Source organism: Streptomyces sp. NPDC038200 (assembly GCF_055600785.1).
The window spans coordinates 325,973-341,514 of sequence record NZ_JBVJYH010000004.1 but is presented as its reverse complement, the minus strand read 5'-3'; the positions used below and the strand labels follow the sequence as shown (position 1 = coordinate 341,514).

The following is a 15,542-nucleotide window of genomic DNA, read 5'->3' as shown; positions in this document are numbered from 1 at the left end:
CCCGTAGGGGACGGTACGTGAAGTAGTTGTTGACCTTTGTTCAGTTGCGGCGGGCTTCGTGACATGTCCATAGGGATACGGAAGCGCGTCGCCGCTTGCTCAAGGGCTGCGGTACCCTAGCGCCATGCGTGCCGTACGCCTTCTGCTTAGCGGGCCGCGCTGATCAGCACCGACCCCGGTCAAGCCGTGAGGTCGGCATCGGCGCGGCGTCCCCTCCTGTGCGAGGGGCTTTTTCATTTCCGCAGGCAGAGACGATCGATGGAGCTTTGAGGATCATGAGCGAGACGAACCCCGCTGCCCCCGCTGCCGCGTCGGCGGAGACCGCGCCGCACCGCTACACGGCCGCGCTGGCAGCCGAGATCGAGGCACGCTGGCAGGACTTCTGGGACGCCGACGGCACCTACGCGGCCCCGAACCCCACGGGTGACCTGGCGGGCGACGCCGAGCTGGCCGCCAAGCCCAAGAAGTTCATCATGGACATGTTCCCCTACCCCTCGGGTGCGGGCCTGCACGTCGGCCACCCGCTGGGCTACATCGCCACCGACGTCTACGCCCGGTTCCAGCGCATGACCGGCCACAACGTCCTGCACACCCTGGGCTTCGACGCCTTCGGCCTGCCCGCCGAGCAGTACGCCGTGCAGACCGGCACGCACCCGCGCGTGTCCACCGAGGCCAACATGGAGAACATGAAGGCCCAGCTGCGCCGGCTGGGCCTGGGCCACGACAAGCGCCGGTCGTTCGCCACGATCGACCCGGAGTACTACAAGTGGACCCAGTGGATCTTCCTGCAGATCTTCAACTCCTGGTACGACGACGAGGCGCGCAAGGCCCGTCCGATCTCCGAACTGATCGCCCAGTTCGAGTCCGGTGAGCGCGCCGTTCCGGGCACCACGCGCGCGTGGAACGAGCTGAGCGCCGCCGAGCGCTCCGACATCCTGGGCGAGTTCCGCCTGGCCTACGCCTCCGACGCGCCCGTCAACTGGTGTCCGGGCCTGGGCACCGTGCTGGCCAACGAGGAGGTCACCGCCGACGGCCGTTCCGAGCGCGGGAACTTCCCGGTCTTCAAGGCCAAGCTGCGCCAGTGGAACATGCGCATCACCGCCTACGCCGACCGGCTGCTGGAGGACCTGGAGGAGCTGGACTGGCCCGAGGCCATCAAGCTGCAGCAGCGCAACTGGATCGGCCGCAGCGAGGGCGCCCGCGTCGACTTCCCGATCGACGGCGAGCGCATCACGATCTTCACCACCCGCCCGGACACCCTGTTCGGCGCGACCTACATGGTGCTGGCGCCCGAGCACCCGCTGGTCGACAAGTTCACCCCCGAGGCGTGGCCCGAGGGCACGCACGAGGTGTGGACCGGCGGCCACGCCACCCCGGCCGAGGCCGTCGCCGCCTACCGCGCGCAGGCCGCCTCGAAGTCCGACGTGGAGCGGCAGGCCGAGGCCAAGGACAAGACCGGCGTCTTCACCGGCGCGTTCGCGACCAACCCGGTCAACGGCGAGCAGGTCCCGGTCTTCATCGCCGACTACGTCCTGATGGGCTACGGCACCGGCGCGATCATGGCCGTTCCCGGCCACGACACCCGCGACTTCGCCTTCGCGCGCGCCTTCGAGCTGCCCATCCGCTGTGTGGTCGAGCCGACCGACGGCCGTGGCACCGACCCGTCCACCTGGGACGACGCCTTCGTCTCCTACGACGCGAAGATCGTCAACTCCGACAGCGACGACGTACGGCTGAACGGCCTGGGCGTGGCCGACGCCAAGGCGCGCATCACCGAGTGGCTGGCGCGCAAGGGCATCGGCGAGGGCACCGTGAACTTCCGGCTGCGCGACTGGCTGTTCAGCCGCCAGCGCTACTGGGGCGAGCCGTTCCCGATCGTCTACGACGAGGACGGCGTCGCCCACGCGCTGCCCGAGTCGATGCTGCCGCTGGAGCTGCCCGAGGTCGAGGACTACAGCCCGCGCACCTTCGACCCGGACGACGCCGACACCCAGCCCGAGACGCCCCTGTCGCGCAACGAGGAATGGGTCAACGTCACCCTGGACCTGGGTGACGGCCCCAGGAAGTACCGCCGCGAGACCAACACCATGCCCAACTGGGCCGGTTCCTGCTGGTACGAGTTCCGCTACCTGGACCCGCACAACGACCGCAAGCTGGTCGACCCGGAGATCGAGCGGTACTGGATGGGCCCGCGCGAGGGCCAGCCGCACGGCGGTGTCGACCTGTACGTCGGCGGCGCCGAGCACGCCGTGCTGCACCTGCTGTACGCGCGCTTCTGGTCCAAGGTGCTGTACGACCTGGGGCACGTCTCCTCCGCGGAGCCGTTCCACAAGCTGTTCAACCAGGGCATGATCCAGGCCTACGTCTACCGCGACAGCCGCGGCATCGCGGTGCCGGCCGCCGAGGTGGAGGAGCGCGACGGCGCCTACTACTACCAGGGCGAGAAGGTCAGCCGCCTGCTGGGCAAGATGGGCAAGTCCCTGAAGAACGCGGTGACCCCGGACGAGATCGCCGCCGAGTACGGCGCGGACACGCTGCGTCTGTACGAGATGGCCATGGGCCCGCTGGACGTCTCCCGCCCGTGGGACACGCGCGCGGTGGTCGGCCAGTTCCGGCTGCTGCAGCGGCTGTGGCGCAACATCGTCGACGAGAACACCGGCGAGGTCACCGTCACCGGTGCCGAGGCCGACCAGGAGACCCTGCGCGCCCTGCACAAGGCCATCGACGGTGTCCGCCAGGACCTGGAGGGCCTGCGCTTCAACACCGCCATCGCCAAGGTCACCGAGCTGAACAACCACCTGACCAAGGCCGGCGGCGCGGTGCCGCGGTCCGTGGCCGAGCCGCTGGTGCTGATGGTGGCCCCGCTGGCCCCGCACGTCGCCGAGGAGCTGTGGCGCAAGCTGGGTCACACCGGCTCGGTCGTCCACCAGGACTTCCCGGTCGCCGACCCGGACTACGTCGTCGACGAGACCGTGACCTGCGTCGTGCAGATCAAGGGCAAGGTCAAGGCCCGGCTGGAGGTGCCGCCCGCCATCTCCGAGGAGGAGCTGGAGAAGGTGGCCCTGGCCGACGAGAAGGTCGTCGCGGCGCTGGACGGCGCGGCCATCCGCAAGGTGATCGTGCGGGCGCCGAAGCTGGTGAACATCGTCCCGGCGTGACGCTCGCGCACCGGCCGGATCCGGCGTCGGGGTAGTCCCCTACGGGCAGGTTCGGGGTTCTTCCGGAACTCCGGGCCTGCCCGCTGCGTTTACCGTGGAGAGCACAGCGGCTTGTGCCGTGCCGGCCGAGGAGGAGCGTCGTGGAAGTAGTGCTGACCGTGTTCGCCCTGCTCTTCCTGCTCTTCGTGGGGCTGGGCGCGTACGCCACGGTCAAGGCGATCGGCGCCGCCAAGCGCGGGGTGGACCGGACCATCACGCAGGCCCGCCGCACCGTCGAGGACCACACCTTGCGTGCCAGGTCCTTCGCCCAGACGGGACCGGCCGGCGAGATCGCCCAGCTGCGGCTCTCGCTGCGCACCTCCATGCGCGCCACGCAGGACGCGCTGCACGCGGGGGTGGCCGAGGACGAGTCGCTGAAGGAGTCCCTCGGCCTCTTCGAGCGGCTCAGCGTGCACGGGCACGAGCTGGACGCCGACCTCAAGCGACTGGAGTCCGAGCCGGACCGGACCACGCTCGCCGCGCGCCTGCCCGAGCTGCGCGGTCGCACCGAGCGCATCACCAAGTCCGCGGACTCCCTGCGCTGGGCCGCTCGCGACCGGGCCCGCCGCTTCGCCGACGACGACCTGGGCACCCTCAGCGCCCAGATCGACATCGAGGCGGGTGCCCTGCGCCACTGGACGAGGACCGAGCCCGGCCAGGCGCCCCCGCCGTGGCCCGACGCGTCCGGCTCCACCCCCGCCGACGCCCCGGCCGCGGACCGCACCCGTCCGCAGGCCGGGTCCACGGCCGCCGGGGAGCCTGCTCCCGAGGCGATCACCCCGCCGTCATGGCGCCCGGCCTACCCGTGGCAGAAGAAGCCCCGCCCCGAGAGCACCACCTGAGCGAGCCGCTCCGGGCCCGCGCCGCAGGGGCCGGGCTGCCGTGCGAACGCTACGGCAGGTAACCTCCAGCTCATGTCCCGCCATGTCGCGATCGTCACCGATTCAACGGCCTACCTGCCGCACCGGACGATGGACCGTCATGGCATCACCGCGGTCCCGCTGACCGTGGTCCTCGGCGACCAAGCCCTCGAAGAGGGCACCGAGATCTCGACCCGCTCCCTCGCCCAGGCGCTGCAGAAGCGGCGCTCCGTCACCACCTCCCGCCCCAGCCCCCAGGTGTTCGCGGAGACCTACCGCAGGGTCGCCGAGGCCGGTGCGAGCGGCATCGTCTCCCTGCACCTGTCCGCGGAACTGTCCGGCACCTACGACGCGGCGGTCCTCGCGGCGCGTGAGGCACCGGTGCCCGTGCGGGTCGTGGACACGGGCATGGTCGCGATGGCGCTCGGCTTCTGCGCGCTCGCCGCGGCGGAGACCGCGGAGGCGGGCGGCACGCTGGACGATGCCGTCACGGCGGCCGAGAAGCGGGCCGCGGGTACGTCCGCCTACTTCTACGTCGACACCCTCGACTATCTGCGCCGCGGCGGCCGTATCGGCGCCGCGCAGGCGTTGCTGGGCTCCGCACTCGCCGTCAAACCCCTGCTCCAACTGGGCGGCGGCCGTATCGAACTGCTGGAAAAGGTCCGCACGGCGTCCAAGGCGATCGCCCGCCTGGAGGAGCTGACCGTCGAGCGGGCGGGCGGCGCGGAGGTCGACATCGCCGTGCACCACCTCGCCGCCCCCGACCGTGCCGCCGCCCTCGCCGACCGGCTGCGGTCACGCGTCACGGGACTGGCCGAGCTGCACGTCAGCGAGGTCGGAGCGGTGATCGGCGCGCACACCGGGCCGGGGCTGCTGGGCGCGGTCGTCTCGCCTCGCTGACACCCGGACTCCCCGGCCGGGCCCTCCCCTTGGCCGCCGGCGGTGGGCGGGACTCCCCCGTGTGGGTGGCGGAGTTGTCCACAACCGGGCGGTCGTCCACGGAAATCCACCAAGATCATCGTCGTTCGGTGGAATGTCCCATCCTCGTCGCATGGCACTTCGATCTCGCTCGCGCACCGCGACTCCGACCAGCGGCCCCGGCCGCGGCCCTGCCTCCGACGGCCGCGTCCGCCACCGCCGCACAGCCGGCACCCGCCGCACAACCGACCCCCGCCGCACAACCGACCCCCGACGCGCCGCCGGACGCCGCCGCACCGGCCACCGCCCGTCCGCGCCGGCGGAGGAACTGCGCCGCCGGGCGGAAGCCCTCTTCGGCGAACGGGACGCGCTCTGGCGGGAGTCGGGGAAGGCACCGCCGGACTCGGACGACCTCGCGGAAGCGTCGACCGACCTCGCGCAGGCGTCGACCGAGCCGTCAGCGGCCATGGGCCGGGCGGCTGGAGCCGGTTCGGCGTGGACCGGGAGCAGGGTGGCGCCGGGCAGTCCCAGGGGGCCTGAACGGGCCGGTGCGGCGGAGCCGTCGGGGCAGGCGGAGCGGGAGGAGCGGAAGCACCGAGACCGGCCGGCACGGCAGGAACCGGAGGAACAGCGGGAACTGGAGGAGCCGGGCGAACCGGTGGTGCGCCCGGTCCCGGACTGGCGGGAGCGGGCCGGGCTGGCACTGCGGGAGCGGATGCCGGTGTGGCTGCAGGCGCGGTACGGAGTGGAGCGGCGGGGAGCCGTGGCGCTCGTCGTGGTGCTCGTGGCCGCAGCCGTGTTCGCCGTGCAGCACTTCTGGGCGGGCCGGCCCCAGTCCGTGAGCGCCCCTCAGGTGGTGCGCGCGCAGGCCCCGTTCGCCAAGAAGGGTGAGGGAGCGACGGCCGGCGCGGCCGCGAGCACGTCGGCGACGCCCGGCACGGAGATCGTCGTGGACGTCAGCGGCAAGGTCCGCGAACCGGGGATCCGGAGGCTGCCGGCCGGGGCCCGGGTGGCCGATGCGCTGCGCGCGGCGGGCGGGGTCCGGCCGGGTGCGAGCACGGAAGGACTCAACCGCGCCCGCTTCCTGGTCGACGGCGAACAGGTCGTCGTCGGCACCCCCGCCGGAGCCGTCGCCGCGCCCGGCTCGGCGCCCGGGCCGCCGTCCGGATCCGCCGGCACGGGTCCGACGGCGCCGGTCTCCCTCAACACCGCCACCGCCGACCAACTCGACGCCCTGCCCGGAGTCGGCCCGGTACTGGCCCGGCACATCATCGACTACCGCACCCAGCACGGCGGTTTCCGTTCGGTGGACGCACTGCGCGAGGTCAACGGCATCGGCGACCGCCGCTTCACCGACCTGCGTGACCTGGTACGGCCATGAGCCCCGCACCGGAAGAGGGCGTCGCGCGCTCGGAGCCGGATCCGGAGTCGGCGCAGCCGGAGACCGCGCAGACCGGCCGGAGCGGTCCCATGGACCTGCGTCTGGTCCCGCCCGCACTCGCGGCCTGGGCCACGGCGGCCCTGACCCTGGACGCGCCGGCCGCCTGGACCACCTGGACAGCCGTGGTCTGCCTGGTCGGCGGGGCTCTCCTGTTGTCGGTACGGCGGACAGGACAGGACGGGCGGGCCGGGGAGGCCGGGCCGGCCGGGGCGCGTTCGCCGGCCGAGGGGAGGGACGTCACTCGGGGGGCCCGGCGAGCGGGGCCGGTGCCGTCGACCGGGACGGCGGCGGCCGGCCGACCTGGGGAGCGAGCCGGATGGGCGCGCGCCCGGTTCGGCTGGGCACGTGCCGCCGTCGCCGCGGTGCTGCTCTGCGTCTCCGCGGCAGCGGCCTCGGCCGGGCTGCACGGGGCCGACGTACGGCGCGGGCCGGTGCCCGAGCTGGCTCGGCGCTTCGCGACCGTGACCGTCGAGGCCGAGCTGACCGGCGATGCCTGGCTGAGCAGACCCCGGGTGCGGGGCGATCACGCGGCGCCGGCGGCGGTGCTGGCACGGGCCGATGTGGTGAGTGTCGAGGAGGCCGACGGGACGCGGGTGCGGACCAGGACGCCCGTGCTGCTGATCGTCGACACGGAGGTCCCGGCCCCGGAAGGAAGGGATGCGCGGAACCGGAGTGCCGAGCCGCCCCCGGCCGGCGCCGCACCGCACGGGCCCGGTGGGCGGGCCGGCTGGCTCGGGCTGCTGCCGTCCACGCGGCTGAGGGTGGGCGGGCGGCTGGCGCCCGCGCTGACGGGCGGCGACCGCACCGCGGCCGTGCTGCGGGTGCGCGGCCGGCCGGGGCCGCCCCGGATCGTGGCGGGACCGAGCGGGCCGCAACGGCTGGCGGGGCGGCTCAGAGCCGGCCTGCGGGAAGCGACCGAGGACCTGCCCGGAGACGCGCGTGCGCTGCTCCCCGGGCTGGTCGTCGGCGACACCTCGCGCATCACGCCCGAGCTGGACCACGCCTTCCAGGAGACGGACCTGGCGCACACGCTCGCCGTCTCCGGCAGCAACCTCACCGTCCTGCTCGCGTTGCTCATCGGGCCGCCCGGCCTGGCGCAACGGGCCGAGCGCCGTGGCCTGGCCCCACGCCTGGGGCTCTCGCTACGGGCGACGGCCCTGCTCGCGGGAGCGCTGACGCTGGGATTCGTGGTCGTCTGCCGACCCGATCCCAGTGTCCTGCGGGCCGCGGCCTGCGGCGCGATCGCGTTGCTCGCCCTGGCCACCGGACGCCGTAGATCCCTGATCCCGGCGCTGGCCACGGCCGTTCTGCTGCTGGTGCTGTACGACCCGTGGCTGTCCCGCAGTTACGGCTTCCTGCTGTCCGTGCTGGCCACCGGCGCGCTGCTGGTGCTGGCGCCGGGGTGGAGCGAGGCGTTGCGGCGGCGCCGGGTGCCCCCGAGGCTCGCCGAGGCACTGGCGGCGGCGGCCGCGGCGCAGGCCGTGTGCGCGCCGGTCGTGGCGGTGCTGTCGGCCCGGGTGAGCCTGGTCGCCGTGCCGTGCAACCTGCTGGCCGAGGTGGCGGTGGCGCCGGCCACGGTACTGGGGTTCGCGGCGCTCGCGACGGCACCGGTGGCGATGCCGGCGGCCAAGGCGCTGGCCTGGTGCGCGAGCTGGCCGGCCGGGTGGATCGCCGGCGTCGCCCGGGCCGGGGCGGCGCTGCCCGGCGCGGGAGTGGACTGGCCGGGCAGCTGGCCGGGGGCACTGATGCTCGGGGCGGTCACCGTGGCCGTGGTCCTGGCGGGCCGGAGACTGCTGCGGCACCCGGCTTGGTGCGGGCTGCTCGGAGTGCTGGTCTTACTTCTGGTGACACGGCCGGCGCCGCTGACCCGGGTCATCACGGGCTGGCCGCCGCCGGGCTGGCGGTTCGCGATGTGCGATGTCGGGCAGGGCGACGCGAGCGTGCTGGCGGCGGGCGAGGGAGCCGGGGTGGTCGTGGACGCCGGACCCGATCCGGAGCTGGTCGACCACTGCCTGCGGCAGCTGGGCATCACCCGGATCCCCCTGCTCGTCCTCACCCATTTCCACGCCGACCACGTGGCGGGACTCCCCGGCGTCCTGCGCGGCCGCTCGGTGGCCGCCATCGAGACGACGGGGTTCGCGGAACCGGCGGACCAGGCGAAGTTCGTACGAAGGACGGCGGCCGAACGGCACATCCCCGTCACGACAGCCGTCGCGGGAGAGGAGCGACGCACCGGACCACTCGCCTGGCGAGTTCTGTGGCCCCCGCCGCAGAGCCCCCGGCCGGAGAGCCCGAACGACGCCAGCGTCGCGCTGCTCGTGCGAACCGGCGGGCTGCGGCTGCTGTTGCTCGGCGACCTGGAACCCCCCGCCCAGCAGGCGATGCTGCGGTCCCCGGCCGCGGCCGACCTGACCGGAGTGGACGTCCTGAAGGTGGCCCATCACGGCTCGGCCTATCAGGACCCCGAACTGATACGCCTCGCGGCCCCCCGGGCGGCGCTCGTCTCCGCCGGTGCCGGCAACCCTTACGGCCACCCGGCGCCGACGACGGTGGCCGCGTTGCGGACGGGCGGCGCGGTGGTCCTGCGCACCGACCGGGAAGGGGCACTGGCGATCACCCGGAGCGGAGGGAAGCACGCGGAGCTACAGGTGACCGCAGAGCACTAGCGAGTACGGGGGGAGCGGAGGGGGCCGGGGCGCCGGTGAGGTCAGACTGGGTTCATGACATCAGCACAGGTCGACGCCTATCTCCGCCGACTCGGGATCGATCGCCCGGAGCGGGCCACCAGCGAGGTGCTGCGCGAGCTGCATGTGCGCCATCTGCGGACCGTGCCCTTCGAGAACCTGTCGGTCCACCGCGGAGAGGAGATCGGACTGGACGAGACGCGGTTGCTGGACAAGGTGACCGAGGCGCGGCGGGGCGGCTTCTGTTACGAACTGAACGGCGCCTTCGGGGTGTTGCTGGCCGACCTCGGTTACGAGGTGGAGCTGCTCGCCGGGCGCGTGTACGACGACGAGGGGAGGCTCGGGATCCCGTACGACCATCTCGCGCTGCGGGTGCGGACGGTGGACGGGGACACGTGGCTCGCCGACGTCGGGTTCGGGGCGCACAGCCACCACCCGTTGGTCTATGCGGAGCGCGGGGACCAGGAGGACCCCGGGGGCAGGTTCCAGGTGGTGGAGGCAGGGCCGGACCCGGCCGGGGTACGCGGCGGTGACGCGTCGGACGCCGGGGACCTGGACGTCCTGCGGGACGGCAAGCCGCAGTACCGGCTGGAGACCCGCGCCCGGGCGCTCGGGGACTTCGCGGCCGGCGCCTGGTGGCACAGCACCTCGCCGCTGTCGCACTTCACCCGGTCGTTGGTCTGCTCACGGGTCACCGAGGACGGAGGGCGGATCACGCTCAGCGGGCGGAAACTGAAGACGACCGCAGCGGACGGCACGCGTGAGACGCGGGAGCTGGAGACGGACGAGGAGGTGCTGAAGGTCTACCGGGAGTGCTTCGGGATCGAGTTGAGCTGTGTGCCGACTGTGCGAAACCCTGATCTGAAGGACTAATTCGCCCAGTCCCGGCGCATGTGCTTGATTCCCGTGATGTTGGTCCGTGTTGCCTCGAAAGCCACATCGGTGATCGAATGGATCTTCGGCAACGGATGATGTCGAGGCGTACAGGGGTGTCGTAGATGTTCGGCCGCTGGCTGGGTAACCGGACGAACCGGATGCAAAGGGTGAGTCCTCTGGCGGCGGTCCGGACGCCGCCGGACGCCGGAGTGCTCGGCTGCCGGGTGGTCGACCCCGTCAACGAGCCCGTCACGGGTGCGGAGTTGGCGGTCAGCGATGCCATGGGCCGCAGGGTGGTGTCCGGTGGTACGGACCCCTATGGCTCGTTCGTGGCCACGCTGCCTGCGGGGGAGTACCGGCTCGCGGTGTCGGCGGAGGGCTACGCCCCCTACCGGGCCACGGTGCTCGTCGGCGAGAACTCCCTCGCCTCGTTGGGCGATGTGACTCTGCAGGTGGCTCAGCCGCCGGAGCCGCCCGCGCCGGGCGACTGGGAGATCGAGCCCATGCATTCCTCGATCGGCTTCACCGCGCGGCACATCGGGCTGGCCCGGATCCACGGGCGGTTCAATTCCTTTGCCGGAGTGCTGCGGATCGCCGAGCGGGTGGAGCAGTCCGCGATGCATGTCGTGATCGACGCGGCGTCCATCGACACGGGCGTCCGGATGCGGGACGACCATCTGCGGTCGGGGGACTTCCTGGACGTGCGGCGGTTTCCCACCCTGGAGTTCTACAGCGACCGGTTCGTGCACAAGGGCGGCAACCGGTGGGCGGTCTCCGGGGCGCTGTCGCTGCACGGCGTGACCCGGACGGTCACGCTCGACACGGAGTACCTCGGGCTCGGCAGCGGCATGGAGGGCGAGACGCGGGCCGCCTGCCGGGCCACCACCGAACTGCACCGGGACGACTTCACGGTCAGCTGGCAGTCCATGCTGGCGCGAGGTATCGCCGTGGTCGGCCCGAGCATCCGGGTCGACCTGGACGTGCAGATCGTGCCGAAGGGCTGAGGCGCAGCCCGCGCCGCGCGGCACGGACGCACCCGGCGCGTCGCACGGCCGACTCCCGGACCGCGCGACCGGCCCACGACCTGCCCGCGGACGCGCCCCGGGCGGCCCGCCGCCGCCCGCCTCGCGTCGGCCCCGACCCGGGCCTTCCGCTCGTGGCCCGTACCGGAGAATGGGCACGTGAGCGATGTGAGACACGTGCTGGTGCTGCCCGACCGCGATGCCGCCGAGGAGGCGGTCGAGGCGCTCGGGGAGCGGTTCGCGCTCGACGAGGAGCCGCAGCTCGTCCGGGACGCGTTGGCGGGCGAGGACGATGCCGAGGACGCCCAGTGGCTGGTGGTCCTGCGGGACGAGCGCGAGCGGCTCGACGCCGCCGAGCTGGACGCGTTCGCGGGGGAGTGGGACGGCTGGCGCGAGGAGCCGTGAGCCCTGGCGTGCGGAGTCGTGAGTCCTGGCGTGCGGAGTCGTGAGGCCGGTGCGGAGAGCCATGGCCTCGGTGCGGGAAGCCGCGACTCTGTGGTGAGGAGCCGTGACCCCCGAGACGGGTTCGGGGGTCGCTCCGGGTCCGGTCAGGGTGGCGGGGCCGCTTCGTTGTCAGTGCCGCGTGGGATGCTTTGAGCGATGGCCAGGAAGACTGCGAATGACGACCCTCTCGCCCCGGTGACCCTCGCCGTGGGCCAGGAGGACCTCCTGCTCGACCGTGCCGTGCAGGAGGTGGTGGCCGCCGCCAGGGCCGCCGACGCCGACACGGACGTACGTGACCTGACCCCGGACCAGCTGCAGCCCGGCACGCTCGCCGAGCTGACCAGCCCGTCGCTCTTCGCCGAGCGCAAGGTCGTGGTCGTACGCAACGCGCAGGACCTGTCCGCCGACACGGTCAAGGACGTGAAGGCGTATCTCGGCTCGCCCGCCGAGGAGATCACGCTCGTGCTGCTGCACGCCGGCGGCGCCAAGGGCAAGGGGCTGCTGGATGCCGCGCGCAAGGCGGGGGCGCGGGAGGTGGCCTGCCCGAAGATGACCAAGCCGGCGGACCGGCTGGCCTTCGTGCGGGGGGAGTTCCGTTCGTTCGGGCGGTCGGCCACACCGGAGGCGTGCCAGGCGCTCTGCGACGCCATCGGGAGCGATCTGCGAGAGCTGGCCTCGGCGGTCTCGCAGTTGGTCGCCGACGTGGAAGGGACGGTCGACGAGGCGGTCGTCGGGCGGTACTACACCGGGCGTGCCGAGGCATCCAGCTTCACGGTCGCCGACCGGGCCGTGGAGGGGCGTACCGCGGAGGCGCTGGAGGCGCTCAGATGGTCGCTGGCGACGGGCGTGGCGCCGGTGATGATCACCAGCGCGCTGGCGCAGGGTGTGCGGGCGATCGGGAAGCTCTCCTCGGCCCGGGGTGGGCGGCCGGCCGATCTCGCACGTGAGCTGGGCATGCCGCCGTGGAAGATCGACCGGGTGCGGCAGCAGATGCGGGGCTGGACGCCGGACGGGGTCGCGGTGGCGCTCAGAGCGGTCGCCGAGGCGGACGCGGGGGTGAAGGGCGGCGGCGACGACCCCGAGTACGCGTTGGAGAAGGCGGTCGTGGTGATCGCGCGGGCCGCGAGGTCCAGGGGCCGGGGCTGACGCGGCCGCTCCTCCGCCCCGGCCGGACGCGTCGCCGGAAGCCGGCGATCGGCCCACGGACGGGGCGGCCAGACCGCCGGCAAGGCGGCGAGCCGCGGCGGCTCCTCGCCCAAGGTCGTGACCCGGCCGGCGGCGTCCCACTCACGATCGTGACCGGCCGCCCCACCCACGGTCGTGACCCGGCCGGCGCACCCACCCACGGTCGTGACCCGACCGCTCCCACTCCCGTCGAACGGCATCCCTCGACGGCATCCCATCGCACCCCGGGCACGCCGATCACCGCCGTGCACGTTCAGCCCACGCCGATCGCGACGCCCGGCATGCCCGTGGCGTCCATGCATGCCGAAGGCCCCGCACCGGCCTTGGGGAAAGGAGAGGTGTCGGGGCCTTCGGATCAAGCTGGAGAGCCCGTACCCGCGTGGCGAACGCAGGCCGCGTACAGGCTCGGGAATGCCGGGTGGGAGCGGATGAGAGAGGGCCCGCTCTGAATCCTCCCGGCGGTCAGATCAGAAAGGAGTTCAGCCCTTGAGGGACGCAACCTTGGAAGCAAGCGCCGACTTCTTGTTGGCGGCCTGGTTCTTGTGGATGACGCCCTTCGAGACGGCCTTGTCGAGCGCACGCGCGGCAGCGCGCTGCAGCTCGGTGGCCTTCTCGACGTCACCCGCGGCAGCGGCCTCACGGGCCTTGCGGACCGCGGTCTTCAGGGAGGACTTGACGGCCTTGTTGCGCAGCCGAGCCTTCTCGTTGGTCTTGATCCGCTTGATCTGGGACTTGATGTTCGCCACGAAGGAGCCTTTTCAGGTTCTGGTGCGGGGCCGCAGAGGTCCCGTACCGGTGAGTCCAAAATTTCCTGTCGCGCCTCGTGCTGAGAGGGCATGAGGCACAGCCATCTACAGTACCAGTGGCCCTCCGGACCTCCCAAAACGGCCCCCGGTCCCTCCCCGTGGGACCATGGAGACTACGTAACGATCCGACCCGAGGCATAAGGCGCCTCAAGAGACAGGACCCTGCGTGCCCGCGACCCCTAACCATGTGCCCGAGCCGAGCCGTACCGCCCCGGCTCTGATCCGCAATTTCTGCATCATCGCGCACATCGACCACGGCAAGTCCACGCTCGCCGACCGGATGCTCCAGCTGACCGGTGTGGTCGAGCAGCGGCAGATGCGTGCTCAGTACCTCGACCGGATGGACATCGAGCGCGAGCGCGGCATCACGATCAAGTCCCAGGCGGTGCGTCTGCCCTGGGCCCCGACCGAGGGCCCCGACCAGGGCACGACCCACATCCTCAACATGATCGACACCCCGGGGCACGTCGACTTCACGTACGAGGTCTCGCGGTCGCTGGCCGCCTGCGAGGGGACCATCCTCCTCGTCGACGCCGCCCAGGGCATCGAGGCGCAGACCCTCGCCAACCTGTACCTGGCGATGGAGAACGACCTCACGATCATCCCGGTGCTCAACAAGATCGACCTGCCGGCCGCGCAGCCGGAGAAGTTCGCCGAGGAGCTGGCGAACCTGGTCGGCTGCGACCCGGAGGACGTGCTCAAGGTCTCCGCGAAGACCGGCCTCGGCGTGGACGCCCTGCTGAACAAGGTCGTCAAGGAGATCCCGGCGCCGGTCGGGGTCGCCGACGCGCCCGCCCGCGCGATGATCTTCGACTCGGTCTACGACTCCTACCGCGGTGTCGTGACGTACGTCCGTGTCATCGACGGCCAGCTCAACAAGCGCGAGCGCATCAGGATGATGTCGACCGGCGCCACCCACGAGCTGCTGGAGATCGGCGTCAGCTCGCCGGAGATGCTGCCGGCGGACGGCCTCGGCGTCGGTGAGGTGGGATACCTCATCACCGGTGTGAAGGACGTCCGGCAGTCCAAGGTCGGTGACACGGTCACCAGCCAGCACAAGGGCGCCACCGAGGCGCTCGGCGGCTACAAGGACCCGAAGCCCATGGTCTTCTCCGGTCTGTATCCGCTGGACGGCTCGGACTACCCCGAGCTGCGCGAGGCCCTGGACAAGCTCCAGCTCAACGACGCCGCCCTGGTCTACGAGCCGGAGACCTCCGCGGCCCTCGGCTTCGGTTTCCGCGTCGGCTTCCTCGGCCTGCTGCACCTGGACGTGATCCGGGAGCGCCTGGAGCGCGAGTTCGGCCTCGACCTGATCGCCACCGCCCCCAACGTGGTCTACCGCGTGGTCATGGAGGACGGCAGCGAGCACACGGTCACCAACCCGAGCGAGTTCCCCGAGGGCAAGATCGACGATGTCTTCGAGCCGGTCGTGCGGGCCACCATCCTCGCGCCCACCGAGTTCATCGGTTCGATCATGGAACTGTGCCAGACCCGGCGCGGCACCCTGCTCGGCATGGACTACCTCTCGGAGGACCGTGTCGAGATCCGCTACACGCTGCCGCTCGCGGAGATCGTCTTCGACTTCTTCGACCAGCTGAAGTCCAAGACCCGCGGCTACGCCTCGCTGGACTACGAGCCCACGGGCGAGCAGACCAGCTCCCTGGTCAAGGTCGACATCCTGCTGCACGGCGACAAGGTGGACGCGTTCTCCGCGATCACCCACAAGGACCAGGCGTACGCGTACGGCGTACGGCTCGTCGCCAAGCTCAAGGAGCTGATCCCGCGGCAGGCCTTCGAGGTGCCGGTGCAGGCCGCCATCGGCTCCCGGGTCATCGCCCGCGAGACCATCCGCGCCATCCGCAAGGACGTCCTCGCCAAGTGCTACGGCGGTGACATCTCCCGCAAGCGGAAGCTGCTGGAGAAGCAGAAGGAAGGCAAGAAGCGGATGAAGATGGTGGGTTCCGTGGAGGTTCCGCAGGAAGCCTTCATCGCCGTCCTGTCCAGCGATGACAGCGCGGGGTCGGCCAAGGGCAAGAAGTAACCAGAGGTAACAACCGGTCACGTCCGCAAACCGGTCATGTGGGGGCTCGCCGTGCGAAAGTGCGGTGG

The 15,542-nt window shown here is 72.1% G+C and carries 11 protein-coding genes; 10 read left to right on the top strand and 1 reads right to left on the bottom strand.

Features of this window, described 5'->3' with window-relative positions; genetic code table 11:
- Positions 1–275: 275 nt before the first annotated feature.
- The 9 genes from leuS to holA all read left to right on the top strand — a co-directional run bounded on the left by leuS (position 276) and on the right by holA (position 12,588).
- Complete coding sequence (leuS, locus tag ACZ7KF_RS11340) at positions 276–3,158, top strand: leucine--tRNA ligase (protein WP_471071744.1); 2,883 nt, start codon at positions 276–278, stop codon at positions 3,156–3,158.
- A gap of 140 nt (positions 3,159–3,298) precedes the next feature.
- Positions 3,299–4,039 (top strand): hypothetical protein, encoded by a 741-nt coding sequence (locus ACZ7KF_RS11335; RefSeq protein WP_471071741.1) that lies wholly within the window; start codon positions 3,299–3,301, stop codon positions 4,037–4,039.
- A gap of 72 nt (positions 4,040–4,111) precedes the next feature.
- Positions 4,112–4,957 carry a DegV family protein gene (locus tag ACZ7KF_RS11330; RefSeq protein ID WP_471071738.1) on the top strand — a complete coding sequence of 282 codons (846 nt, stop codon included), beginning with the start codon at positions 4,112–4,114 and terminating at the stop codon, positions 4,955–4,957.
- A gap of 151 nt (positions 4,958–5,108) precedes the next feature.
- The gene (locus ACZ7KF_RS11325; protein WP_471071735.1) at positions 5,109–6,356 is read left to right on the top strand and encodes a ComEA family DNA-binding protein; all 1,248 of its coding nucleotides are present in this window, start codon (positions 5,109–5,111) and stop codon (positions 6,354–6,356) included.
- Positions 6,353–9,082 carry a ComEC/Rec2 family competence protein gene (locus tag ACZ7KF_RS11320; RefSeq protein WP_471071732.1) on the top strand — a complete coding sequence of 910 codons (2,730 nt, stop codon included), beginning with the start codon at positions 6,353–6,355 and terminating at the stop codon, positions 9,080–9,082. The genes ACZ7KF_RS11325 and ACZ7KF_RS11320 overlap by 4 nt, the downstream gene beginning before the upstream one ends.
- 54 nt (positions 9,083–9,136) lie before the next feature.
- The gene (locus tag ACZ7KF_RS11315) at positions 9,137–9,973 is read left to right on the top strand and encodes an arylamine N-acetyltransferase family protein (RefSeq protein ID WP_471071729.1); all 837 of its coding nucleotides are present in this window, start codon (positions 9,137–9,139) and stop codon (positions 9,971–9,973) included.
- A gap of 125 nt (positions 9,974–10,098) precedes the next feature.
- Positions 10,099–10,980, top strand: a complete 882-nt coding sequence (locus ACZ7KF_RS11310) for a YceI family protein (protein ID WP_471071727.1) — start codon at positions 10,099–10,101, stop codon at positions 10,978–10,980.
- 177 nt (positions 10,981–11,157) lie between these two features.
- Complete coding sequence (locus tag ACZ7KF_RS11305) at positions 11,158–11,403, top strand: hypothetical protein (protein WP_471071724.1); 246 nt, start codon at positions 11,158–11,160, stop codon at positions 11,401–11,403.
- Between the two features lie 195 nt (positions 11,404–11,598).
- Positions 11,599–12,588, top strand: coding sequence for a DNA polymerase III subunit delta (gene holA, locus ACZ7KF_RS11300; RefSeq protein ID WP_471071721.1), 990 nt, complete (start codon positions 11,599–11,601; stop codon positions 12,586–12,588).
- Positions 12,589–13,106: 518 nt separating this feature from the next.
- On the opposite strand, the gene rpsT is transcribed toward holA, so the two are convergent.
- Complete coding sequence (gene rpsT, locus ACZ7KF_RS11295) at positions 13,107–13,373, bottom strand: 30S ribosomal protein S20 (protein ID WP_089106790.1); 267 nt, start codon at positions 13,371–13,373, stop codon at positions 13,107–13,109.
- 226 nt (positions 13,374–13,599) lie between these two features.
- On the opposite strand from rpsT, the gene lepA reads away from it, so the two are divergent.
- Complete coding sequence (lepA, locus tag ACZ7KF_RS11290) at positions 13,600–15,474, top strand: translation elongation factor 4 (RefSeq protein WP_471071718.1); 1,875 nt, start codon at positions 13,600–13,602, stop codon at positions 15,472–15,474.
- The last annotated feature ends 68 nt before the right edge of the window (positions 15,475–15,542 follow it).

Excerpts from the sequence above, each read along its gene's own strand:
- holA (WP_471071721.1), top strand. The coding sequence starts at position 11,599 with ATGGCCAGGAAGACTGCGAATGACGACCCTCTCGCCCCGGTGACCCTC.
- ACZ7KF_RS11315 (WP_471071729.1), top strand. The coding sequence starts at position 9,137 with ATGACATCAGCACAGGTCGACGCCTATCTCCGCCGACTCGGGATCGAT.
- ACZ7KF_RS11320 (WP_471071732.1), top strand. The coding sequence starts at position 6,353 with ATGAGCCCCGCACCGGAAGAGGGCGTCGCGCGCTCGGAGCCGGATCCG.
- ACZ7KF_RS11325 (WP_471071735.1), top strand. The coding sequence starts at position 5,109 with ATGGCACTTCGATCTCGCTCGCGCACCGCGACTCCGACCAGCGGCCCC.
- ACZ7KF_RS11330 (WP_471071738.1), top strand. The coding sequence starts at position 4,112 with ATGTCCCGCCATGTCGCGATCGTCACCGATTCAACGGCCTACCTGCCG.
- leuS (WP_471071744.1), top strand. The coding sequence starts at position 276 with ATGAGCGAGACGAACCCCGCTGCCCCCGCTGCCGCGTCGGCGGAGACC.
- ACZ7KF_RS11310 (WP_471071727.1), top strand. The coding sequence starts at position 10,099 with ATGTTCGGCCGCTGGCTGGGTAACCGGACGAACCGGATGCAAAGGGTG.